17 protein-coding genes and 3 pseudogenes are annotated in these 24,708 nt (G+C 58.6%); 11 read left to right on the top strand and 9 right to left on the bottom strand.

The window, feature by feature from the left end:
* Positions 1-18: 18 nt before the first annotated feature.
* Complete coding sequence (locus tag QSV46_RS23655) at positions 19-855, bottom strand: extracellular solute-binding protein (protein ID WP_314957335.1); 837 nt, start codon at positions 853-855, stop codon at positions 19-21.
* 169 nt (positions 856-1,024) lie between these two features.
* Between QSV46_RS23655 and QSV46_RS23660 the strand changes: the two genes are divergently transcribed.
* Complete coding sequence (locus QSV46_RS23660) at positions 1,025-1,777, top strand: GntR family transcriptional regulator (RefSeq protein ID WP_314957338.1); 753 nt, start codon at positions 1,025-1,027, stop codon at positions 1,775-1,777.
* Positions 1,778-2,211: 434 nt separating this feature from the next.
* Here QSV46_RS23660 and QSV46_RS23665 read toward each other — a convergent pair whose 3' ends face one another.
* Positions 2,212-3,399: a Xaa-Pro peptidase family protein gene (locus tag QSV46_RS23665; RefSeq protein WP_314957340.1), complete on the bottom strand. Its 1,188-nt coding sequence runs from the start codon at positions 3,397-3,399 to the stop codon at positions 2,212-2,214.
* Between the two features lie 1,420 nt (positions 3,400-4,819).
* Here QSV46_RS23665 and QSV46_RS23670 point away from each other — a divergent pair.
* Complete coding sequence (locus QSV46_RS23670) at positions 4,820-5,770, top strand: TauD/TfdA dioxygenase family protein (protein ID WP_314957342.1); 951 nt, start codon at positions 4,820-4,822, stop codon at positions 5,768-5,770.
* A 91-nt stretch (positions 5,771-5,861) separates the two neighbouring features.
* Here the strand turns inward: QSV46_RS23670 and QSV46_RS23675 are convergent, their stop codons facing one another.
* Positions 5,862-6,776, bottom strand: a complete 915-nt coding sequence (locus QSV46_RS23675; RefSeq protein ID WP_314957345.1) for a polysaccharide deacetylase — start codon at positions 6,774-6,776, stop codon at positions 5,862-5,864.
* 128 nt (positions 6,777-6,904) lie between these two features.
* Entirely contained in the window at positions 6,905-7,660 is a 756-nt protein-coding gene (locus QSV46_RS23680; protein ID WP_314957348.1) for an SDR family oxidoreductase, read from the bottom strand.
* A 1,195-nt stretch (positions 7,661-8,855) separates the two neighbouring features.
* Here QSV46_RS23680 and QSV46_RS23685 point away from each other — a divergent pair.
* A pseudogene (locus QSV46_RS23685) lies at positions 8,856-9,136 on the top strand (hypothetical protein).
* Positions 9,137-10,016: 880 nt separating this feature from the next.
* Here QSV46_RS23685 and QSV46_RS23690 read toward each other — a convergent pair.
* A pseudogene (locus tag QSV46_RS23690) lies at positions 10,017-11,088 on the bottom strand (diaminopropionate ammonia-lyase).
* 1,213 nt (positions 11,089-12,301) lie between these two features.
* Here QSV46_RS23690 and panD point away from each other — a divergent pair.
* The 4 genes and pseudogenes from panD (at position 12,302) to panC (ending at position 16,069) form a co-directional block, all read left to right on the top strand.
* Positions 12,302-12,676: an aspartate 1-decarboxylase gene (gene panD, locus QSV46_RS23695; RefSeq protein ID WP_314957350.1), complete on the top strand. Its 375-nt coding sequence runs from the start codon at positions 12,302-12,304 to the stop codon at positions 12,674-12,676.
* A 112-nt stretch (positions 12,677-12,788) separates the two neighbouring features.
* Positions 12,789-13,898 carry an 8-amino-7-oxononanoate synthase gene (locus tag QSV46_RS23700; RefSeq protein WP_314957428.1) on the top strand — a complete coding sequence of 370 codons (1,110 nt, stop codon included), beginning with the start codon at positions 12,789-12,791 and terminating at the stop codon, positions 13,896-13,898.
* A gap of 446 nt (positions 13,899-14,344) precedes the next feature.
* A pseudogene (gene panB / locus QSV46_RS23705) lies at positions 14,345-15,252 on the top strand (3-methyl-2-oxobutanoate hydroxymethyltransferase).
* The gene (panC, locus tag QSV46_RS23710; protein WP_314957352.1) at positions 15,227-16,069 is read left to right on the top strand and encodes a pantoate--beta-alanine ligase; all 843 of its coding nucleotides are present in this window, start codon (positions 15,227-15,229) and stop codon (positions 16,067-16,069) included. Before panB ends, panC begins: the two are co-directional and overlap by 26 nt.
* A 311-nt stretch (positions 16,070-16,380) precedes the next feature.
* On the opposite strand, the gene QSV46_RS23715 is transcribed toward panC, so the two are convergent.
* From QSV46_RS23715 to QSV46_RS23730, 4 genes are all read right to left on the bottom strand, one after another.
* Positions 16,381-16,959 carry an aminodeoxychorismate/anthranilate synthase component II gene (locus QSV46_RS23715; RefSeq protein ID WP_314957354.1) on the bottom strand — a complete coding sequence of 193 codons (579 nt, stop codon included), beginning with the start codon at positions 16,957-16,959 and terminating at the stop codon, positions 16,381-16,383.
* Positions 16,956-18,350: an aminodeoxychorismate synthase component I gene (gene pabB, locus QSV46_RS23720; protein ID WP_314957359.1), complete on the bottom strand. Its 1,395-nt coding sequence runs from the start codon at positions 18,348-18,350 to the stop codon at positions 16,956-16,958. The genes QSV46_RS23715 and pabB overlap by 4 nt, the downstream gene beginning before the upstream one ends.
* A gap of 116 nt (positions 18,351-18,466) precedes the next feature.
* Positions 18,467-18,826, bottom strand: coding sequence for a Dabb family protein (locus QSV46_RS23725; RefSeq protein ID WP_314957362.1), 360 nt, complete (start codon positions 18,824-18,826; stop codon positions 18,467-18,469).
* A gap of 145 nt (positions 18,827-18,971) precedes the next feature.
* Positions 18,972-19,619 (bottom strand): GntR family transcriptional regulator, encoded by a 648-nt coding sequence (locus tag QSV46_RS23730; protein WP_314957364.1) that lies wholly within the window; start codon positions 19,617-19,619, stop codon positions 18,972-18,974.
* A gap of 118 nt (positions 19,620-19,737) precedes the next feature.
* Here QSV46_RS23730 and bioB point away from each other — a divergent pair, with 118 nt between their 5' ends.
* The 4 genes from bioB to QSV46_RS23750 all read left to right on the top strand — a co-directional run bounded on the left by bioB (position 19,738) and on the right by QSV46_RS23750 (position 24,532).
* Entirely contained in the window at positions 19,738-20,736 is a 999-nt protein-coding gene (gene bioB, locus QSV46_RS23735; protein ID WP_314957367.1) for a biotin synthase BioB, read from the top strand.
* Between the two features lie 385 nt (positions 20,737-21,121).
* Positions 21,122-22,276, top strand: a complete 1,155-nt coding sequence (locus QSV46_RS23740) for an 8-amino-7-oxononanoate synthase (RefSeq protein WP_314957369.1) — start codon at positions 21,122-21,124, stop codon at positions 22,274-22,276.
* Positions 22,277-22,643: 367 nt separating this feature from the next.
* Positions 22,644-23,276 (top strand): dethiobiotin synthase, encoded by a 633-nt coding sequence (gene bioD, locus QSV46_RS23745; RefSeq protein ID WP_314957372.1) that lies wholly within the window; start codon positions 22,644-22,646, stop codon positions 23,274-23,276.
* Complete coding sequence (locus tag QSV46_RS23750) at positions 23,273-24,532, top strand: adenosylmethionine--8-amino-7-oxononanoate transaminase (protein WP_314957375.1); 1,260 nt, start codon at positions 23,273-23,275, stop codon at positions 24,530-24,532. Before bioD ends, QSV46_RS23750 begins: the two co-directional genes overlap by 4 nt.
* Positions 24,533-24,708 lie beyond the last annotated feature (176 nt).

Here is a 24,708-nt window from a genome sequence, read left to right on the forward strand (position 1 = left end):
CGCAAGGGGGGTACCGCCCTAGCGGATCGAATAGGTGCGCCCGTCCCAGAACGGGCCCGCCCACACTTCTTCCTGCTGGTAAAGCTGGGCGAGGTTTGTTGCCGCGGGTGAAATCGTCGCGATGTTCGCCTTGATCGAGCTCAGGAAGGAGAATGCCGGGGCGAGATTGTTGACGTCGCCGCCGGTTGCGGCACCGATGCCGAGAAGGGTGAGGAGGCCACGGGTGTTCTCGGGACTGATCAGGGCAAGCTTGCCCTTGAGATCAGCACGAGCGAGGTCGTTGTAAGAGCTCAGCGGCCGCTTCACGTATTTCGAATTGCAGGCAAGGATGATTGCGTTGGTGAGATACGGCACGCCGTAGTCGCCAAACTCTCTCACCGATGGCTTCAGCTTGGCAATGTTCTTGACCTCTGCCTCTGTGATCTTCTCGACGAGATCGTTGGCGATGATGTCCGGCATGTTCGGACTGTCGGCCATGATGAGGTCGAAGGGCGGGTTGTCCTTGGACGCGATCAGCTTTGCGACAGCTGCCGATGCCTGACCGGGCTGATATTTGACCTGCAGGCCGGTACGTTCGCGTAGTGGCTTCGCGACGTACTCATTCAGCAGCCGATCGTAGTCGCCGCCGTATCCATTGATGTTGAGTACCGTCCCATCAAATTGCTGCTTGGCTCGCACGACTCCAGGGGCAGCGATCATGCCCGCAACGGCAGTCAAAAACTTTCGGCGATGCATGTCGCCCCTCCCTGAACTCAATTGCGCGGATGTCAGTCGAGGCGAAGGGGCACGCAACATCCGTTGCCACCATCCACTGTCGCGCCGCCGTCCCATCTTCCGCTTTGTCACGGCGCTCATTATAGTTAGTATACTGAGGCGACAAAAGCGCGTTTGTCAAGACACTTCAGATTGAGAACTGCAGGTTTCTCGTGACTTCTCCCGAACGGTCTGGTCAAGCTGGGTAGGCTATGTAATTGAGGTGGACGTCGAGCCCTCGCTCCATTTTTGTGGCCAACCAAGACTTCCAATGAACCCGTCATCAAAGCGAGTACCGTCGCCGGGCGGCGGCCGATTCCTGTATCAGACCGTGACCGACACACTGCGTTCGCGGATTGCATCTGGCGCATATCCACGCGGCGAGCGAATTCCGAGCGTGGACGAGCTGGCGACCGAACTGACGGTGAGCAGCATCACGGTGAGGCGGGCCATTCGCGATCTTACGCTTGAAGGGCTGTTGGTTGGCCGCCAGGGCCTCGGCGTTTTTGTGGCTGACGACAAGCGGATCGTTCGTACGATAGATGGAGGCAAGCTTTCGGCCCTTGACGAGGATATGCGTGCCTCCGGCATCAAGGCTAGCCTCTACGATCGAGGCATCTCAGTCGTGCCTCCTACGGACGAGGTGTTCCTCAAGGGCCTCGTTTCGTCTCATGCGTCACTCTATCGCTTGGAACGCTTACTGCTCGCAGACGGCAAGGTGGTAGGGCTCGATACGCTTTGGCTGCCGAGGGTTCTGGCCGATAAGCTGAAGGAACATTTGCAGGGCGAATTCATCATCCCCCTTCTGCCGCAATACGGGATCATCGTCGACCACACGAGATATCAAATAGAGGCTACGACCGCGACGGAAGCTCAGGCGCAGGTCCTGGATGTGGTGTCGGGTTATCCACTGCTAGTCGTGCGCTACTTTCCTAGCGCCGCGGACGGCCGGCCGATTTTGGCAGGGCAGAACGTGACGCGCGCGGACCGATTCACTTATACCTTTACGAGCCGTGCCGAATAGAGGCCATTTGAGAGCTTTCGTCAGGCTCGCGAGTGAGGGTGTGGAAGAAGAGGGACATCCCGCACGCCCGACAGTGGTGTGCGGATCGTCGCCCTCGAGCGGGCGCGCCGATGCCCCTTGAAGCGCCGCGCCGCCCCAAACGCTGTCCCGGCCCGTTTATCCGCTCACTTCGCGAGGGCCGTTGCAGCCGAGGCTTGTGGCGTTCGCGATGGCTCGCAAATGCCTGTCAGGCAGCGAATGCTCCGGACCTCGCCATCTAAGACTTGGTCCCCTTATGGCTTGGGCGAATGCGCCGACGGGAATGCTGAGAGCAGTGCAAGGATGCCGGACAAAGCCCCGCCCGACAAGTGTACGGCGAACTCGCAGCAAATCGTGCTCCACGGCGGCGGCGAGAACCGCCTCCGCCTAGATGTGCAGCTTTCAGTGAAGGCGTTCTATTTTATGACCAATTGTCTCGGGAACGTTGTCAAGTCCTCCCGGCCAGCTTCAGTCACAATGAACGATTGAGTAATGGTGACCCCGTTGTCGCCGAGCCATAGTCCTGGCATCATGTGAAACGCCATGCCTGGCTCTAGAACAGTGAGATCAGTACTGCGGAGACTCGCGGTCCGTTCCCCCCAAGTCGGCGAGAAACCAATTCCTATCGAGTAACCAAGTCTGGCTTCCTTGTGGAAGCCGTGCCGGGCAATCGTCGCTTGCCAGGTGCGTTCTATATCCGCGCAAGTGACGCCAGGTTTCACCTCCGCCAATGCTGCTTCGATACCTTCAACCACAGCGTTGGAGAGCCGCAGATACGAGTCCGGTGGCGAGCCAAGGAATATCGTGCGACTAATAGGGGCGTGATAGCGTCGGCGGCAGCCAGAGGTCTCCACATTCACGGGAACGTTTGTGCCAATTAGACGATCCGACCAGGGCGCATGCGGTTCGCCTGATCGTGAGCCCGTCAGCAAATAGGCCGGGCTCGACGGTAGAACACCGCCGTATTCCGGCGTGCCGGCGATCATGCGCTGGTAGATCACTGACGCCAGATCGCACTCGCGCATGCCAGGCTTTGCCGCCTCGATAGCATCGGCAATCATCGCATTTGAAATCTTGCCAGCCTCCCGCATGATCGCGAGCTCGGCGGGGCTTTTGCGAATGCGGATCCAATTGATCAGGAGTTCGGCATCAACGAAGCGCACGTTCGGGAGAGAGCCAAGCAGCTTGGTATGGGCCCTTGCTGTGTAGTAGAATGAGCCCGTCTCAGTGCCGATAGCTTTCAGGGTCGGGCAAATCTCTCTGAGTTTTGCGACGAGGAAATCGACTGGATCCCGTTCTGACGATTGCACATATTCGTCGGTATAGGGGTGTATGGCCGTCTCTGGAAGATGCGTCATTCGCCGAGCGGACACCGCATCCATGAACCGGCCAATCCAGACGGGTTCATCAAGCTCGCGATGGACAACCAGCATTTGAAACACGTAATAGGAGTAAGCCTCGTATCCTGTGAGATAATAGATGTTTGATGGCTCGCTGATGAGCAGCGTATCCATCTCTCGGCGTTCCATCTCCTGCTTGACTGACGCCAAGCGACGCGCAAATTCCTCCTTTGCAAATGGAATTCCGTCTCCAGTCGGCCTCATGACATAGCTCCTTCTCTACCAAGACATCATAGCCGATCGTGTCCGAACGGCCATTCATAAGACACTGTCGGGCGCGGCGGAAAGCGGCATGAGCTTCAACCGGAAGCGGGCTCAATGGATCGACAGGTTCGCCGCGGATCGTTGCAAGCTGTACGCCGGCCAACCGTGTTGCATGCGGCCTAGCCGCCTGCCGCTTCTCGCCTATCTCCTGCCCTTTACCCGCTGGCCGAGGCGCGCGAAACCGCAATCCTCCTGGTCCATCTGGACAGTAACGATGTCTCGGTACCATATAGTGCAATCATTTCCTCGCTCACGCTTAAATCCCGCATTTAGAGGCGGTCGTCGCCGGATTTCAGCCGCTGAGCCGGTTGTGACGGTGAAAAGACCATTTTCGAGCCGGGCAGCGAAGACGCGGCCGTCTACTCGGAGCAGGATCGGCAGAATGATATCCATCGATCAGATTGCTTAAGGGTAAACGGAGCGCTGAAGCGCGACAGATTGCATGATTCAACTGCGATAGATCGCAGTATGAATTGCGACCATGAGCCGCGCCAACAGTCGTCGGCAACTTTCCTTAGTGATACCGCTGCCATGCGACCTCATTGCGCGTTTCGCGCCGGACCCTCGGCCGTTCCTACTGCGGAGCCGAGGCCCATGCCAAGTCTGCAAGATCTTCCAAGCAGCTGAGCCTATGTTGGCGAGTTCAATGATGCCGCATGGCTTTGAGTCCTGATGCGTCATGCGCGCGTGGATCGTGAGCTAGCGCACAAAACAATACTCACTCCGGCTGCCACTTCTCGCAGTTCCTTGCTAGGCGGGTCGCATTTGTTAGCCTGAACCGAGCTCGTTTCGGCAGATCTCACTAGCTCCGATGTAACCTTCTAGTGATCCGCCACCGCTTTTGCGCGCTCGTCATGACGCCGTAAAAGTTCGTCGATACTGAGCTTCGGTAAATCGAATCTTTGACACGGCGGACAGCATGGAATGTCAGTTAAATTGCGTCAGGCTCTATTCAGTAGCGGACGCCTAAGCGGGCGGCAGTGCGCGGAACGACAGCAAATTCCTGGAGACGGATCGTCGATGAATGATATGCGCACACATCCTTGGCAGGCGTAACGCTTCGCGCGGTGTCGAGTAGCCCGCTGTGTTGCGAGCGTGTGAAGATCGGCTCAGCGCTATCGTGCGCATATTCCAGCAACTCCCTCGAACGCAATGCAATTGTTACTCGGAGCCAAGAATAACGCCGATTTCGTTTCATTGACCGCGCATCGTTTGCGCTTACATTTTCGGATGTCAACGCGAGGTCATTCAACGACAATCTGCGGCCGAGACTCTGCTGACCGTGCATATTCTCCGTCCTCGCTCCCGCGGCAGGCGAATGGTGGAGCTTCGTTCTAAGGTCGCGCTTTAGAAGGCAGCCATGAGCAGTACGACGAACATAGATAGTGTCACACCGGGGCCAGTCGCCATCAACCGCGCAGCGCGACTTGGCGCCGAGGTTTGCAATATCAGGCTATCGGGAGACTTGTCTGACGATGTGTTGCGGGCGATCGGCCGGTCTATACTGGAGCACAAGGTGATCTTCTTCCGTGATCAACACCATTTTGATGATGCCGAACAGGAGCGCCTTTCTGTTCGATTAGATAGGCTGATCTCGCGCCCTCAACTCAGTGCGGCCGACCAAACACCTTGCATTCTGGCGCCATCTTCGAACGACATTGGTCGCAGCACCCAAGGGCGTGCGGATGTCAGATCTGACGAAGTACGAAATATCGCTGTGCTGCGCGCCGTAATGGCTACGCCTTATGGCGGTGCCATGGTTTGGTCGAATAAGGCGGCCGCTTATGACGATCTTCCGCTATCGATGCGCATGCTCGCTGACGAACTCTGGGCAGTTCACGCCAACGGCGATCGACACGGCTTGGAAGAGCATTCAACCGAGGTGAAAGAAGCGCAATTCGAGGAGATGCTCACCGGAACGATCTACGAAACGACGCTTCCGGTGGTTCTCACTCATCCGCAAACCGGCGAGCGCATGCTCATGCTTGGCAGTTCCGTGTGCAGTTTTGTTGGCCTGCAGACACATACTGGTCAAAAGCTGCTTGACCTGTTCCATTCGTACATCAGGGCGCCGCATAACAGCGTGCGCTGGAAGTGGAGGGACGGCGATGTTGCGATCTGGGATAATCGCCTCACACAGTCTACCAATGATCACTCCACAGCGGGCGGTCGTGATGCGCGCAGCCTCGGTTCCCCTCCTTGTCTCACGCGCGTCAAGGCGCAAAAACCCCAAGCAGCGAGGGGGCGAGCAGCTCAAGGTCGGAAGCCGCGACTTGCGCCCGATTACGCGTTGAGACGGGCCACGCGTTAGCATTACGTCGCTTTGAGGTTGACTCTCAGAACAGGCGACGGCGCTCAGAAGGCCCGAATTGCTCGCTACAGGGCTGGCGCTGTCGCAAGCGCTAGCGTTCCCTGGCGGCGGCGTCCGGGGCGGGGCTGGCGTAATAGGGAACCTGATCGATGCGTGGTCTCCACGTGCCGGACGATATGACCTCTCTGACGTGCAAAGCGATCTCAGACATGGACGCAAACCAGACATCGCCTTTTTCAATCATGTACTTGATCAACGGCTCAATGGCTGTACATCGCGCCAGTCGCCCGCTCACGGACGGATGCCACACACACATCCACATTCCCTTGTATTCCCACGCGGCATCAAATTCTGCCTTGAAGACGTCAGCTGCATGCATGGGAGATTTGATGGCTGCACTATAGCCAAAATCGCACCAACTCATGTAGTGATACCAATCTCCTAATCCTTGGATGCAAGGTATCTCAATTACGGATCCCTTGTCGTTGTGAAGCACGTAAGGAATATCATCGCCGTACAACGACGTGTCATATAGAAAGCCTTGCTCGATCAGAAGGTCGATCGTATGCCTCGAAACACCATTCGAAGATATCATTGGTGTTCTATAGCCGAGCGGTCTGCGACCTGACACGCGAGTGATTATCTCAATGCCCTGCCAAAGTACCTCCATTTCCTGCTGACGCGACATCGCGTTATTGTCGTGGTGGAGGTAGCCGTGATGAGCAATCTCATGCGAATTCTTGAGCATGAGATCCACTGCGGCCGGGTAGTTTTCTATCGTCCAACCAGGTACGAAGAACGTCAGGGGGATGTTATAGCGCCTGAACAAATCGATAATCCGAGGAACGGCAATTTCCGGGTCGTACCGCATAAAGGAGAGTGTCGCGACATGGTTGTCGGCGCTGTCTGGGCGGGCAGCGTGAACGGCGCTGTCTGCGTCGACGTCCCATGTGAAGGCCACTGCGCACCGTGCGCCGTTCGGCCAAGGAATCGGATTTTTTATCACGTCCAACCTCCTTCTATATGCACAAGGCTCCCGTGAGCGCTCGGGGTGAGACTGACGCCAGATCCTCTCGGTGGCTGGCGGCATGCCCGCGACATGGTCATCGCCACCTGCCTACCATTCGCTGTTGGTCAGGCAACTGCCTGTGCACCAGTGATCTCGACCAACGACCCGCACATAAAGGGTGCTTCGTTCGAGGCCAGAAACGCCACAAGCGCCGCCACTTCCTCCGAAGTACCAATTCGCCCAAATGGGACTAATTTATTTAGTTGTTCTACCGTTCGGCCCGCTCGCTTTAGACCCTCCTCTAGCATAGGGGTATGAATCTCACCGGGGCAGACTGCATTGACGCGTATCCCGTCAGGCGCATAGTCCCTGGCAAGGTTCTGGGTAAACGATGCAACTGCTGCTTTGGTCACGTTATAGGCGATGGAGTTGGGGGCGGGGCTTAGAGCCCATTGCGACGAGATATTGACGATCGCCCCCGCGCGGCGCTCGATCATCCCCGGCAGAACGGCTCGGCAAAGATGGAATATTGCATCGAGATTGACTGAAAAACTCAGCCGCCAATCATCCTCCGACAAAGACAGTAGGTTGCCACCGCGGAAAATGCCGGCGTTGTTTACCAACACATCAATGCGCTGATGTCTTGTGAGGATGCCTTCAATCATGAGGCGGCTCGCGCTCTCATCACGAAGATCGATGATGGCAGCTTCCGCCGCTCCGCCACCAGCAACAATGTCGGCAACGACTGACTGCAAAGCTGGAGCGGACATGTCGGCAGCGACCACCGCCGCACCTTCACGAGCCAATCGCCTAGAGACGGCGGCTCCGATTCCACCGCCGCCGCCGGTTACAACTGCGACCTTGCCCCTGAAACGTTCCATCAAGCTGCTCCACATCTTGCCATGATCGGGTAGGTCGCCGCTCCGGCGTTTGAACGCCTGTTACAATCAAGAAGCGATCGGTATCGCCGCTTTATAAGAGACCTTCCGAAGTTTTCTCCGGGATGCACGACCCAAAGACCCGACGGCATTGTCTGTGAACGACGTCAATGCTTCCAACAATCGGGTACGACATTCGCTACCGCAGCGGCAGTCTCGATTGAGGCACGTAGACCCGCTTACACCGAAGATGTTGAGCGGCCTGCAAAGCCACGAGACACTGACCGGTGCCGCCATACGAACTGGCGCCCCAAAGACAGGTGAGATACCGCGCATTTTCCTCAAAGCACTACATTGAATATAGAACAGTTCACATCGGGTCCCCCAAAGCCAAGTCCGACCGAACTGAGATAGGTCCTGCTGTCGTCGGCTGGAAAAGCTCCAACTCGATATCATCTCTTCTTGCGGTAAGACGGCGAGGTTGGTCCTGGTCCGGACGAAAAAATGCACGCTCTCACGAGAATAGCAGCAATAGTGCATTACGTTTGGCGATAAATTTAAGGCGAGGCGAGGGCTGTGCCAAGCGATGCAAAACCACTATGGGGCGGTGACATCGAGGAGGTTCAGTCTCAATGTCTATTAACGCTATTCAGTCTGGGAGCAGGGTCGTGTTGAACAATGCACCCGATCCCTGCTCCCCATTCGGCGCGCTGAACTACGTATCCACAGCAGTTTGCTGGGTGTTTCCGAAGCTCCCTTAGCCGGGCCGTCTGGGCAACGCTCCGCACTTGGCGTTAGCGACCATCGACATCGCAAGCGCGCTTCTCCGCTAATTTTAACACATTTCAATTTCCGAATCGGAAATCCGCATTATCTTCTCTCAGGAGCGGGATGCGCGAGGGCTCGGATGTTGGATGCCAGGACTGCCGCCCTCGTGCGGAGGGTGCTTGACGAGGTATGCAAAAGCCTCCCGCCATGCGCAACCGGTGTCCGAGCCCATCTGGCCTCAAAGATTCTGGAGGCAGCCAGCAACGGCGAGAGTTCGAAGGAACGCCTCGAAGAGGTAGGGCGCGAAGCTCTTTCGAAGGCGCCCACGATGTGGCGCTAGCTCCGCGACCAAGTAGTGATTTGTCAGTCAGGTGAATTTCCAGATACAGTCCTCAAGATCCTGGTGAGCTATCCAGACGGTTTCGCCTCAATGGCCGACCTAAAGCGGGATATGGGGATCCTAGCGACCTGCGGACCGGAGTGGGCCGAGCGCACCAAGAGGTTGGGAGCTTGCGTGCGGAGCTAAATGTCTTTTCGCAACAACTCGTTCAGCGGATTGAGGGTGGCTGGCGCATTACGACAAAAGGACGCGCCATTCTCGACTTTATCGAAGCACGCTCCGTCGCTGCGGAGTCGACGGCAAGGCCGATGCAATCGCTGGCCCCCAGCCGACCCGTGGCACCTCGTGTGCGAAGGGGTGAAGAGAACTGAGAAGGCTCGCCTTTCATCCCTGAAACGTCACCCTCGATCTCCACAGGCGGCGTGTGTCGTTTCGCCGGTTTCCTGGTGGCACGCACGAGCGATGAGCGTTTACTCCGTCCCGTGACGTGTCGTTCGGCGAGACGGCGATTGCAACCGCTCTATCGAGGTGCTTCCACCGTCGGAAGCGGTATCAAGCACGTCGGTGTAGTTACCCGGCGGATATGCCTGCAGTCCGATCAACGGGCCGTGCCAGGCGCGCATCATTGCAACCCAATATCAGCCTGACAGTTGCGGCCGCGGCCGGACGACACCAAGGGCCAGCCTCCGCTGATGAAATATAGCTTTCATTCCTCGTCGGGACCACTGTCGCGGAACGGGGCCCTTAATTACAATGATGTCGGCGAGAGTTCTCCTATCTCTCTGCACTGAGGTAACGCCAACTGAGCTACATTAACAGCTGGCGCAGAGTCCATCTGACGAGATAACGCATGCAGCACAATTGCTCCAGAAGCTGGCATGGCCGAAACGAGAGTCCCCGCCGAAACGCCGCGAACTGCCGCCTGCTCGCGCTGAAAACGAGCGTTCCGCCCGATACAGCAGCAGCAATTATGCACTGCATTGATCTATTCTTTGGTAATTGACCGACGAGCGGAGCGGCCTTTGCTCTCTACTCCTCGCCGGAATTGAGGTCATCATGGGCACTCTTGATCTTGTCTCCGGCAGCTTCCTGGCCCTGTCGGCAGTTGGAGTTGCGCTGCTCTGCTCCAGTCTGCTCGCCCTCGTCTTCACGTGAAGTGAGCTCGTCGCTCCTGATGCCATTTCTGTAAACGCACATTTATGGTCGCGTCTCACGACCGAATTGTCCTGTAACTTCCCCGATATACCCAGTCTAAGGCCGCGCAAACCGGTCGTCCGAAAGCGCTGCAAGCGCCGCCCGCGGTGTGGCAGCAACCCGCAGCAACCCCGCCAGACCAACCCCGCCACTTTCACCCGCAACGACAGCGGGGTCGCTGTCCTCAGGATTGGCCAAAAGATTCATAGCGCTGATTGCGTCCTGGTCATCGACAGTCATAAACGCGTCGGCCGCGCGCGAAAGGATGCGCCAAGCAATGAGCGAAGGCTCGTAGCATTCGAGCATCGCCATTACGGTCGGCTGCCCATGAGCAATCTTAACCGAATGTTCGGCTCGAGCGCTTTCAAAAAGGCACGCTGCGCGTGAGGGTTCGACGACCGTGAAGAAACGGACGATAGTCCCCCAATAAAGCCGATAAGTGTCCGGCGAGGACTGCGGCCACTCCACCAACGCCTGCCTGGACAAAGACGTGGGTCGGAGGCTCGGGCAACTGCCTTAAGGCTTCGCTCACGAGAGCCGTGTACCCCTGCATCACCAAACCGGGGATACGCTCGTAGCCTGGCCAGGACGTATCGGATACGGTCGTCCAACCATTGTTCGCGGCAACTCGCGCAGCTTCGGCCACGGAGTCATCATAGTTGCCATCGACGCGGAGTATCCGCGCGCCAAACCGGGCGATGGCGGCAATACGCTCCTCACTGACGCCCGAGTGAACGAATATGGCGCAGTTCGCCCCAACGAGGTGGGCGCCCTGCGCTACTGACCTACCATGGTTGCCATCCGTTGCGCAGGACACCGTGACCGCCTCTGCTAGCGCCTTCACCTCAGGTCTGTGAATCTCGGCGATGTCGATAGTTCGGCCGAAACGCCGAGTTGCTTCCTCTAACACAAGGCGGATCACGGCATAGGACCCTCCTAACGCCTTGAAACTGCCAAGTCCGAATCGATGACCCTCGTCCTTCAGCTGGATCGCGCCCACCCCGATCTCGCGAGCAAGGCACGGTAGGGAAATCAGCGGCGTCACCTTGTAACCATCGCGGCGTCTAAGAAACCGCTCCACTTCGCGCGCGGCTTCGCAACTTAGCAGATTGGCATCCGAGACATCCAATGGCGGTGCCCAATGCTATGGTTGAGAAGCAACACGGTTTCGACTTTCAGGAATGCAGAGAAGCATCGCGGCGGCGTGCTTTTTGTAGACTAGCCGCTATGCCGGCGATGTCACGCCTTCTCTGAAATCTCCGACAAGTCGGAGGCCCCGCTTCTCGATGAAGCCCCGCCTGTCCGGGCCAGCCGGCGGGTGATGCCTGCGCGTCGAGTTGCGGCCCTCGGCGGCATCTTCGATCGGTTCGGCAGACGGTCAAATTCACAAGCTGCATCAATTGCGGGAAAGCGACCCGCTCGCATCCTTCTTAAGCTGGCCTCGGGCCGTTCTTATTCAATCCGTCCTGATCGTGACGATCGGAAGCGTCAGCCCGACCGACAGAACTGTGCGAGGACCAAAAGGATCGACTTCAACAAGTTTCATCATAGCTCGCCGCCTGCTCGCAAGTTGCCGATCGGATTTGAGACTACGTATGAAGAGCGCGGTCCCGCTGCCGCCCACGGCCTGTTCGTACCCGTGACGTGCATTGTAAGCCGCCATTTGTTATTCGTTGTCCAACGCGCATCGATGTCCTTGGCAGCCGGCCGGTTACGGCGGCCTTCGCGGGCGCGCGGGGGCATGTGCGAGGCGCCCTAAGGGGGCTCCGAGCGGGAGCAACTCGCTATGCCGAGCTTACGAACCACCACGGCATCGGCTTCTGCGAGGAAGACCTGCGTTGATGCAGGAATAGCCGCTTGATATGTGCGCACTCGAGCAGAAGTAGGCGATTTTCTGCTCCGGGAGGGACGTACAGTTTCAGGCGTGGGCGGCGCCCTGCAAGATGATGTGATCAACGGTGCGTCCAATGCAGACTGGCGCGGAAGCGAACGACCTCCGGAAGAGCGCACCTTTTCGCGGAGAACGGCGTCGTGCCGAGGCCCGCGCCTTGCATGACCTGTTTGGTGGGGCTGACTTCAAGCGCGGTCCACCGCGAGAGCTTCGATGCGAGCCGTGTACAACTCGCAAACCAGCTTATCAAGTCTAGCGGCTTTCCGGAAACTTGCGGCTACGGCTCGCACATCACATCGGTGTGGCCTTACGAGGGCCACGGGTGATTTGGTTTGTCTGCACGCAACAATCGCTGATCAACGCCCAAGCCGCTTTATGACTCGATTTGGCTCGGCCTCGGATGACACCTAATTGGATCGGCATTGCCGCGACTCCTTGAGCTGGACGGAAAATGAGAATCACTTTTATGAAAGGCAAAATTGATCGAGCTTCGGTAACTGAAACCGATCTGAACGGGGGAGGATCGATATCCGTTGATCGTGCGTTGCTCGATGCGGCGGGATTCTTGATCAACGAACGCGTCGAGATCTACAATCTCGATAACGGGGCGCGATTTTCTACGTACATCATTGAAGCGCCTCCAGAGTCCGGCGCCATCGACCTGACTGGTGCAACGGCCCGATTGGCAATGCCCGGCGACAAAATTAGCATCGTTGCATATGCCTCATCTGACGAAGCAGAAGCGAAGCTTTTCAGATCGCGCGTTGTGCGGGTCGACCGCAACAATCGTATCGTGCAAGGCTGGAACGCGGGCTGCGAATGCTAGCCCCTTTTGCTCAAGACGGAGAGATAAGGCTTGCTTTGAGATCGCTGGTTCAGTCGTGAGCGAACGAGTGGATTCGAGGCGTTCCGCCAAGAAGGCCGACTGTGGGCCTGCTTTGCATACCCGGGAGGAAAACAGCGGGCCGCGGGGCCCTGAGCCGTGCACAGGAATTGATTTCGCATCTTACGATTACCTGGCGCTCGCGAGTGCGCCACGCATGAGACAGGCTGTCTCCCGTGCGATAGAGGCCGGCACCCCAATCGGGGCGGGCGGCCCGCGGCTCCTGCGGGGCAATTGCCAGGAACACGAGCGGCTCGAGGCGGAAGCGGCTCAGTTCTTTGGAGCAGAGAGGGCCCTTTTTTTCGACGGTGGTTATGCCGCCAATTTCTCGGTTTTGACAACCCTGCCGCAGCGAGGCGATCTAGTTGTTGTCGATTCGCTCGTTCATGCGAGTATCCATGACGGGACGCGAGCGGGCCGGGCCGACTTTCGGATAAGCGCCCACAACGATCCCCACTCGGTGGAAAATACAATCCGTGACTGGAGGGCTCAAGGCGGAATGGGGCGCGTGTGGATCGTGACCGAGAGCCTCTACGGGATGGATGGCGATTTCGCTCCGCTGGAAGAGCTCGTCGCATTGGCGGCCCTGTACGGCGCGTTCCTGATGCTTTGCGAGGGCCACGCTACGGGCGTGTACGGTGAGCAGGGACGAGGGCTCGCCGCGCCCTACGCGGGGCGTGACAATGTAGTTGTCATTCATACGTGCGGAAAGGCGCTCGGGGCCACGGGGGCACTCGTTACTGCGTCCAGCGCAGTTTGCGGCTTCATCATCAACCGCTGTCGCCCGTTCATGTACGCTACCGCACCATCACCGCTAATCGCTGTTGCTGTCCGGGAGGCTTTATTAATCCTACAGCAAGAACCTGAGCGCCGGGAACGTCTCGAAAAGCTGATCTCATTCACGCATCGCGAGATGAAAGCGCGTGGCCTCCCACGCTCATCTAACTCACAGATCATACCCTACATTGTGGGCGATAATGCACATACGAACGGGCTCGCCTCCGCCATGCGGAAGCGAGGCTTCGATGTTCGCGGGATTCGGCCGCCAATGGTGCCGGCGGGTACGGCCCGTCTGCGAATTTCGCTGACGCTGAACGTCAACGAGAGGGACGCGACATCGATGCTGGATGCGCTGGCTGAAGAGACGAGAAGGTATTGCCGCTGAACCTTCGGCTCCTGAAAGGCACGAGCCGAGACCGGAGCAAGACAAAATTCTCCGCGCTCGCCGGTCTCGCCGGCGCGCTGTGGAAGCGGTTCAGGCCGGAGCTGAAGGGGGGATAGCGAACTCGTCCACGCCTGGGAAGCCTCTCGCCAGATCGGATTGTGCGGGGCCTTACGCCCCCCATATCCGCATCGGTTTATCCTTGCCGAAATCGATGGAGGCAGCAGGTGGGTTCGGGCACATGGCGACGCAGATACCCGGGGCCAGACGGAGACGTCTTGACCCAATGATCGCGCGATCATGAGAAGTTCTGGCGTGCCGCACCTAACGTTTGGAGAGGAACGTTGCTTTCTTCGCGCCAGTATTGACCGCTTTCTCGCGCCGCTAGTAGCAAACGCCGACCGTGGAATCCGGCAGCAGTGCCCGGGCAGGATGGATCAGGATCGAAAATGAGCGACGTTTTGAAAGCGCCTATCGAGCGCGTTACTATTCCCGCCCTGCAGAAATGGAGGCGGGAAGGGCGTCGCATCACAATGACAACTGCCTACGACGCAATTACCGCCGCATCGCCGATCCGATCGTGGACATTATTCTTGTGGGCGACAGTGTCGGGAATGTCTGTCTCGGATTTGACAGCACCCTTCCGGTCACCATGGCGATGATGAACCATCACTTAGAGGCGGTCGCGCGCACCGGGCCCCGTGCTCTCCTGATAGCCGATATGCCCTTTCTTAGCTTTCACCTCAGCGCCGAGGAGACAATCCGCAATGCCGGGGGCTTTCTGCAGCGCGGTGCCGATGCCGTGAAACTCGAGGGAGGTGCCAGCCGTGTCGGCATGGTTCGCGCCTTGGTCCGTTGTGAGATCCCTGTTATGGGCCATCTTGGCCTGACACCGCAAAGTGTCAACGTCATGGGCGGATTCAAGGTGCAGGGCCGGAACGCGGATGATGCATTGCGCCTGCTTGATGACGCGCACCGTCTGCAGGAAGCCGGATGTTTCGCTCTCGTCCTGGAGGGAATCCCGGCCGAACTTGCCGCGCGGGCGGCCGAGTCGCTAGCCATACCAACCATCGGAATCGGCGCCGGTCCCGGATGTTCAGGGCAAGTGCTCGTCTTGCATGATGTGCTCGGATTGGCCGAGGGCCGCCGGCCGAAATTCGTTCGCGCGTATGCAGACGGTTTTCAAGTCATGCAGGAGGCGCTATCGCGCTGGGCTGCTGACGTTCGTCTCGGCACTTTTCCGGGACCACAGGAGGCTTATCAGCTGCCTGAAGGTCTTTGCGGCGTGATCGCAAATTGGGCGCCTCGATCTCTCCCTGATGGTTCAGAACATGCAGACAATCACAACGGCCGCTGAGCTCCGCCGCGCTCTCGCAGACTCCCGCAAGAACGACAGACGCATCGGATTCGTCCCGACGATGGGTTACCTGCATGAGGGTCACCTGGCCCTGGTTAAGGCGAGCCGGGCTCGGTGTGCCGTGACTGTGGTGAGCATCTTCGTCAATCCCACTCAGTTCGGGCCAAACGAGGATCTAAGTGTCTACCCGCGTGATTTCTCCCGGGACCAAAGGCTGTGCTCAGAGGCCGGGACAGATTTCCTCTTCGCCCCGGATGCACGGGAGGTCTATCCACCTGAGTTTGACACCTTCGTTGAACCGGGCGAATTGGCGCGGCCATTATGCGGAGCCTTCAGGCCTGGGCACTTTCGTGGTGTCGCGACTGTCGTCTGCAAGCTATTCAACATGGTGCAGCCCAACGTCGCCTTCTTCGGGCAGAAAGATCTGCAGCAATGTGCGGTCGTTCGTCGGATGACAGTTGATCTCGATCTTCCGATCGAGATCGTCATCGTGCCAACAGTTCGAGAACAAGACGGGCTCGCAATGAGCAGTCGGAATCGCTATCTCAACGCTGAGGAACGTCAACGCGCCCTTGCAATCAACCGAGCCCTGCTCGCAGCTCAGGCGGCATTTCGGGCAGGTGAGCGTGACCCCGAGAAACTGGTACGGACTGCCGAGTGGCATCTGCTGTCAATCGATCACCTGCAGTACCTGGAAATTGTCCATGCCCATACACTCAGGTCAGCCGCAAGTCCCCTCACTGGCCCCGCCGCTATTTGCGTCGCAGGGTATGTCGGCCGGACCCGGCTCATCGACAATGTGATCCTGAACCGCTGAACGCGTTCATCCATCTCTTTCGGGGCAGGTTCATAGTTGCTCGCCTGCCGCACGAAATCGCTAGTCAAGATGTAGCCGGCGCTTGCCGTTTTCCGCGGCGATCCCGTCGCCGGGGGCAAGTACAACTTCCACCCGAGGCTAGTTGATCAGCGCGTCCGCGGCCGTTCCGACGATGCCGCTAATGCGATCCGGCTATCCCTGGCGTCTCCACTGCCACGGGCCAGCGGCTTCCTCCATTTCGTGCCGCCTCATCCCAGTGAGGACCTCACCACGAGCAAGGAACGATCGTTCCTGCTATCCGATCGCCACGCTCAGGAAGTCTCTGCAAGTCGCAGAAAGTTCATGAGCAAGACGTGCCCTTGCTGTGTAAGTATCGATTCCGGATGGAACTGCACGCCATAGGTTGGTTGATAGCGATGTGCAATGGCCATGATCTCGCCTTCGTCCGAACGCGCGACCACCGTGAGCTGCGGCGCGCAGGCCTCATCGAGCTCGACAACGAGAGAATGGTAGCGCCCGACGCAAAGTGGAAACGGGAGGTCCTTGAATAGTCCAAGGCCGTCATGCGTTACGTACGAGGACCGGCCGTGCAAAGGGCGACGTGCACGCGCGACGCGTCCGCCGAAAACGCTGCCAATACATTGGTGTCCGAGGCAGATGCCCAGAATTGGGAGCCGCCCGGAAAGTTCGCGAATGACGGCGGTAGATATTCCGGCTTCCATAGGAGTGCATGGGCCGGGGGAGATAACGATTGCGCGCGGCTTGAGGCCAACAAGGTCGCTTACGCGGACCGCGTCGTTTCGGAACACCTCCGTTGCTTGCCCGAGCCCGCGGAAATAGCGCGCGATGTTGAAGACGAAGGAGTCGTAATTGTCAATGATGACGATCACAATGCACCGGGCGTTTCAGCACCAAATGCATCAAAGATGCGCCGCGCCTTGGCGAGCGTCTCCTCGTATTCGGCCTCTGGCTCCGACATCGCGGTTATACCGCTACCGGCGTGAAACACCGCTGACCCGCGATTGATCGTGACAGTGCGGATCGCAATGTTCGTATCCATGTGTCCGTCGAAACCGATGAAGCCGATCGCCCCGCAATAGACCTCTCGCGCCACACCCTCGATCTCCGTAATAATTTCCATCGCGCGGACCTTCGGTGCCCCTGTAATGGAGCCGCCGGGAAAGCAAGCTCGAAGTAAGGAAACGGCGTCTTGGAGCTCTGCAAGTTCACCCGTGACGACTGACACGAGGTGGTGCACTGAGGCATACGATTCGAGCTTGCACAAGGCTGGAACACCGATCGAATCCACAGTGCAAACGCGGGATAAATCGTTCCGCAACAGGTCGACGATCATAGTGTTCTCTGCGCGGTCTTTTTCGGATGCGACTAGCATATGAGCGCGGCGCTGGTCTTCCTTGGAATCCGCGGACCGCGCGATCGTACCTTTGATGGGTCGCGTTTCGGCCTGCCGTCCGTCAAGCTTCAGAAGCCGTTCCGGCGAGCTCGACGCAATGGTGAGCCTGCCGTAGCGCAGCAAGGCTGCAAAGGGGGCTGGGTTTAATGATCGCAGCCGGCAGTAGAAAGAGATGGGATCGAATGAAGTCGAGATCTCAGCGCTGAAGCGCTGCGCAATGTTGGCTTGGAAGACGTCGCCGGCCAGAATCAAATCGATAACACGCTGTACCGCCGCAATATAATCCTCACGACTGAAGTTCGAATGCCATCTGCCCGATGTGGCCAGGGAGTTATTCCGCGGCGCTTTTGGGCCGGCAAGCAGGGCTGCAAACTCATCGGCTCGCCGGTGTGCGCGCTCGCTTCGCCGCACAGGATCCTGCTCCGGCCATCCAGTAGAAACGAGCCAGCATCGGTCGTCGCGATGATCGAAGCTGATGATCACGTCATAAAGATGCAGGATAGATTGGGGCAACTGCTGACCAGGAGCTGCCGGCGCCGGTAATCGCTCCAGCGTCCTGTTCAGATCGTAACCCAAGAAGCCGGCCGCGCCTCCCTGGAACGGCGGGAGATCGGGGCGATGCTCTTGGTGAAACCTGGCCAGCAGGGTGCGAAGAGCTTCCCATGGATCGTCATCGAGAGCCTCTCCATTGCAACTCGCCTGTCCGTCAACGACCGTATAAGTGCTGAAAGGATCGCAGGTCAGATATGAATAGCGCCCCAGTAACTGATGGCTTGCTGCGCTGTCGAAAAACGTAAGGTGCGATCGATGCGCCAGACGTTGCATCGCAATGACGGGCTCGATCCACTGCAGTTCGCGGACGTTCATCGCCCCGTCAGTCACCGGACGGCCGGCGCGCTCGGAGGCGCGCTTTCGATTGTGACCCCGCCCCACCGAGAGCGAGCTCATCTCGGGCCCGCAAAGTCCTGAGATCGACTGTCACATTAATCCTCGCCTGTGGACTCAATGCGCAGAGCCTTCGAACTTATTGCTACCGTTGACACGCAACGCTCATCTGTTGGTACATCGTAGTCGGCCGCGAACCGCAACTCCCTGAGTGGTCGTACCCGTCTGATCGATTCCTGGTAGAGATCATGCGCTTTGTAGGCTGCGAGCTCCGTCTCGTTATCGAACTCACCATAGACCACGACATCGATGTCGTTGCCGAGCTGGTCGGCCTTGCGGTTGGGAGCGACCTCGAGCCGGCGTGCATGTGGGATTGTGGTGAGAACCCTTAGGCTTTCGATGATCCGGTCGACATGGGCCTGATCCTTGGCGCTAAACAAGACGATGTGACGAATCATGGGTGCCGCAGTGAGCGATATCGCTAGATTGATCGCATAACTAGCCTGCGATGGAGCTTGGCGCAACCACTCCTCATGCCACGCGCAAGACCGGGCTGCCGCCAATGTTGCGATGGGTCGTGCTCAGCACCGAACTCGCCAGATCTCATCCTGCGGCGGACGCGGGAAGGGCAAGGCGCTCGATCGTTTGGATGTGGCGTGCAAGCAGGTTGCAGGCGTGCTCGACGTTGCGCCCTCGCAGCGCCTGCAGGATCTGGCGATGATCCTGATTCGACCGCGGGCGCCAGCCGGCGCTTCGTGCCATAGCGAACACCAGTCGAGAATTCGCAAGCTGCAATCCGTCGACACTCGCGAGCAAGCGCGGCATCGCGCATGGCGCGACCAGCGCGCGGTGAAACGCACGGTTGGCCATCTCAGACTCCTCAATCGTCTGGGCGTCGTCTCCTTCAATCAGGACGCGTTCGATCCGTGCCAAATGCTGAGAGGTGAGCTTTGGAGCCGCATTGCGCAACGCGACCACTTCGAGCGCCGCACGCATTTCGGCAATCTCCTTCAATGACTTGGTATCGAGCGGCGCAACCCGTACCCCGCGACGGGGCTGTGCTACGACAAGATGTTGGGCCTCCAGCTGCCGAAACGCCTCGCGCACCGGGACGTGGCTTGAATTGAATTCCCGCGCGACATGATCCTGCCGGAGCGGGGTCTCCGGCTGCAGCTCGCCGCTGATAATGCGCTTGCCGATCTCTTCGGCAATGCGCGCCGCAGTCGTCGCGTTTGGGTCGGGAATAATCATAGATTATCTACCGCAAAACGGGGTGCATGAGCAGGTCGCATGGGTTAGCATCACTCCAGATCTACGGTTCATAGATAGTTTCGCTCATTATCTATGATAGAATGCTAAGGCAAGTTTGATGATTGCTGCGGTGAAGATGGAGCGGCACGGTGGCGGAAATAGCGCGCCGCTCCGCGGTGACTGGGCGCGTGCCGAAGCGGAAGCGCTTTATGCTTTGCCGTTTGCCGAGCTGATGTTTCGCGCGCAGCGCGCTCATCGGGACAACTTCGACCCAAACCACGTCGAGACTGCAAGCCTGCTCAGCATCAAGACAGGCGGTTGTCCGGAAGACTGCGGCTATTGCTCGCAAAGCGCGCATTACCACACCGGCCTGAAAGCGACCCGCATGATGGATTGCGTCGATGTTGCCGCCGCCGCGCAACGCGCTAACGATGCTGGGGCCACTCGCTTCTGCATGGCTGCGGCGTGGCGCAGCCCAAAGGACCGCGACGTCGATTCGGTCTGTGAGATGATCACTGCGGTCAAGGCGCTTGGCATGCAAACCTGCGCTACGCTTGGCATGCTGACGTCGAGGCAGGCCGCTCGGCTCGCCTCAGCCGGGCTCGACTTCTACAACCACAACGTCGACAGCTCACCGGAGTTCTACGACAAGATCATCACCACCCGCACCTTGCAGGATCGGATCGACACTCTCGAACATGTGCGAGCTGCCGGCATCAAGGTCTGCTGCGGTGGCATTATCGGCTTGGGCGAGCGTGTCGAGGACCGCATCGCGATGCTTGTCCTGCTCGCCAATCTCCCGAAGCACCCGGAGAGCGTTCCAATTAACCTCTGGAACGCGGTCGAAGGTGTGCCGGTCAATGACACCGCAGAGCGGCCCGATCCGATCGCACTGGTGCGACTGGTAGCGACGGCCCGGATTATGATGCCGAAGAGCGTCGTGCGGTTGTCCGCTGGACGGCAATACATGAGCGATGAACTGCAGGCCCTATGCTTTCTGGCCGGCGCAAACTCAATCTTCATCGGCGACGTGCTGTTGACGACTAAGAACCCGCAGCGCGGCCGTGATGCGAACTTGCTGGATCGGCTCGGGATCAGGTGCGGGCTTACGAAATGAAAGACGCAAGCGCGCACCCTGTGCCGCAAACTTCAGCGTAAGTGACAATGCAGATTATCTTGATGAAGGGCAAACTCAATCGCGCCCCGGTGTGGAGCCGATCTCGACAGTGACGGCTCGGTTTCGAATGATCGTGTGCTGATGCGGCAGGACTCCTGATTCACGAACGCGTCGAGACCTACAACATCGAAACCGGGCGCACTTGGCGATCTATGTGGTGGAAGCCGATGACTCCTTTGACGAGACGGAAGCAAGAACTTTCAAGCCGCACGTTGTGCTCGTTGATCGAGAAAATTGCATTCTGCAGTCGAAGCCAAGAGGCCGTTGTTTGGGCTCGTTCTAGGCGGCCAACAGACTGTTCTTGCGCGATCCTGGGAGTTGAACAGTGACGTTAAGCCTTGCGGTCAAAGTTGCCGGTTATGTCGCGGCGTTGCAGGCGCTGAACGAGGACGACCGGCTGCGCAGCCTCAAGCCGCGCAGTGGGGTCGATTTCACATCGAACGATTATCTGGCGCTGGCGAGCGCGCCGCGCATGAAAACGGCTATCACGGCTGCGCTCGAGGCCGGCACCCCGGTCGGGGCCGGCGGGTCGCGGCTCCTGCGTGGCAATTGCGACGAACACGAATGTCTCGAGGCGGACGCAGCCCAGTTCTTTGGGGCGGAGGCGGCGCTTTTCTTCCCGGGCGGCTATGTCGCAAATTTTGCAGTTCTGACAACGCTGCCCCAGCTGGGCGATTTGCTTGTTCTCGATTCTCTTGTGCACGCAAGCGTTCATGAAGGAGCGCGTGCTGGCCGGGCCGAGTTTCGTCTAAGCGCCCATAATGATCCGCAGGCGGTCGAAAACACGATTTGTGACTGGCGGGCCAGGGGCGGAATGGGCCGCGTCTGGATCGTGGTTGAAAGTCTCTACAGCATGGATGGCGATTTCGCCCCGCTCAAAGAGCTGATCGCGATGGCGGATCGATATGATGCGTTTGTCGTGGTGGATGAGGCACATGCCACGGGCGTTTACGGCGAACAAGGTCGAGGCCTCACCGCGCCTTATGAAAGGCGCGAGAACCTCTTGGTTGTCCATACCTGCGGCAAAGCACTGGGAGCGGCCGGGGCGCTGGTCACGGCGTCAGGCGTGCTGCGCGACTTCATGGTCAATCGCTGCCGTCCATTCATCTTCGCCACCGCGCCCTCACCATTGATGGCCGTCGCCGTGCGGGAGGCACTTATCATCCTGCGGGAGGAGCCGGAGCGACAGCAGCGTTTGGCCAAGCTGGTCGCGTTCACGCATCGAGAGATCGGCGCGCGGCGTGGGCGAAGTCCCTCGGACTCGCAGATCGTGCCCTATATTCTGGGCGACAACGGGCGTGCGATGCGGCTCGCATCGAGACTGCAGGCGCGCGGCTTCGATATCCGCGCAATCCGGCCGCCAACTGTTCCGGCGGGAACAGCTCGTCTGCGAATTTCACTGACGCTTAACGTGGTGGAGGATGACGTGCGTGCAATGCTCGATGCTCTGTTCGAGGAGACAAGAGGTGGAGCTCGATGAGCTAAACAGGTTCGTGGTGACCGGTACGGAGGCCTATCTCCCGGTCCCATCCTATTGCAAACCGATTCAGGCCGCCTCGAAGGAGAGCCGGTGGAACTGGTCCACGGTTAGGCAGTGAAGGCGTTGCAAAGATTAGAACGCGCTCGTGCATAGATTAAGTACACCCGCAGGCCTCGACAGTTGTGACATAAAAGCTTTGTAATTCTCCTGACTAGCTGCGGAATTCGGCAACGAACGGCCCAGCATTAGAGAAATTCGGCCGAGCGCCCCGGCAATAATGGGCGCAAAGATGAAAGCTTCCGGCCGACCAAGAGGACAAGGTGCGTTCGGTGCTCGACGTGTTTATTGAGACGAGAGGTGAAGCTCGATGAGTCAGCGGATTGTCGTGACAGGCACAGACACCGGAATCGGAAAAACGGTGTTTTCCGCCGGACTCGCCGATCTCCTCGGCGCGAACTATTGGAAACCGATTCAGGCCGGTCTCGAAGGAGAGACTGATGCCGAGCTCGTCGCACGGCTGGGCAGTCTCTCGCCCGATCGCATCATTCCGGAGCTTTACCGGCTTCGCACCCCCGTTTCGCCCCACCAGGCCGCTGAAATTGACGGAGTTCGCATCGAGCCAGAATCGCTCAATGTGCCAGACACCGGGGAGCGACCGTTGGTGATTGAGGGCGCTGGCGGCCTAATGGTGCCGCTGAGGGGCGATACGCTCTACATTGATGTGTTCGAGCGATGGCGGCTTCCAATCGTGCTTTGCGCGAGCACGGCACTGGGCACCATTAATCATTCGCTGCTGTCGATAGAGGCTCTGCGAACGCGCCGGATCCCTATTCTTGGGATTGCCTTCATTGGGGAACCAAATGCTACGACCCAGATCGCAATTCGCGAGATTGGGCGGGCGCGTTGGTTAGGGCGATTGCCGTGGCTGTCTCCCCTCGCGGCAGACACGCTGCAGGCCGCCTTCAAAACCTCGTTCCGTGCCGATCAATTCAGGCAATGACGACGAAGCCGAAGTCGCCGATCTGGCATCCGTTCACACAACATGCGCTCCAAGAGAAGATAACCAAAATTGTGCGGGGAGATGGCGCCTATCTCCACACCGCTGATGGGCGCCGAATTATCGATGCTATATCATCCTGGTGGGTGGTGACCCACGGCCATTGCCATCCACATATCGTGAGCGCCATCCAGGAACAGGCAGGCAAGCTCAACCAGATCATCTTCGCAGGCTACACTCACGAACCGGCGGAGGAGCTTGCTGCGCAACTCTTGAAGCTCGTACCCGATGGCCTCGAGCATGTCTTCTTCTCGGACAGTGGCTCGGCCAGCGTGGAAGTGGCGCTAAAAATGGCGGTCGGCTACTGGCACAACATCGGCAAACCGCGACAATGCATTGTCGTGATGCAACATTCCTACCACGGGGACACAATTGGTGCGATGTCGGTCGGTGCCAGAGGCGTGTTCAACGCGCCTTACGCGCCCCTGCTGTTCGACGTGACCTCAATCCCGTTTCCTGTGAGCGGTCGTGAGCAGGCGACACTGGATGCGCTGGAGTCGGCTTGTCAAAACGACATGCCCGCCGCGTTCATTGTGGAGCCTCTGATTTTGGGGGCAGGTGGGATGCTGATGTACCCGGCGTGGGTGCTAAGAGAGATGAAGCGGATCTGCGAGGCCTCTGACGTCTTCTTCATTGCGGACGAGGTCATGACGGGCTGGGGCCGCACTGGAAGCTTATTCGCCTGCGAGCAGGCCAATGTCATTCCCGATATCGTCTGCTACTCCAAAGGCCTCACGGGAGGGACGCTTCCGCTCGCGGTGACACTGTGCCGGGCGGATATTTTCGACGCGCACTATTCAACGGATCGTACACGGACCTTCTTTCATTCGAGTTCTTATACAGCGAACCCCGTGGCCTGCGCCGCCGCAAAGGCCAACCTGGATCTCTGGCACGATCCGGAAACTCACCAGCGCGTGGCGTCGGTCGGCACGATGCAAGAAGAGGCGCTTGAGGTCCTCCGCGCCGATCCGCGCTTCGAAAACGTCCGCCGGACTGGCACCATCGCAGCACTCGATCTGAAAGCGAGCGATGAAGGCTATCTTGCGGAACTCGGTCCGAAGCTTCAGGCCTTCTTTAAGCAGCGAAATCTGCTGCTGCGGCCGCTCGGGAACACGATCTACGTGATGCCTCCGTATTGTGTCACAGCGTCAGATCTTGACGAAATCTACGGCAGCATCACGGATGTGCCGCTGCGCTGACCTGAAGTGTCGCTTGCCGCGCCTTCTCTGGGAAACCCAAGCACCGCACCTCAGCCTGGCCTTGCAGTCACAACTCTGCGTCTCAACCGCCCGCAGTGATCATGCGTGTTCAAAACGTCGCGAAGGAAGTCAGGTACCAAGTTTACCCATGCGAACGCACAGCGGTGGCGCTTACC

Origin of the sequence: Bradyrhizobium cosmicum, assembly GCF_032290525.1 — a bacterium.
GTDB lineage: Bacteria > Pseudomonadota > Alphaproteobacteria > Rhizobiales > Xanthobacteraceae > Bradyrhizobium > Bradyrhizobium cosmicum_A.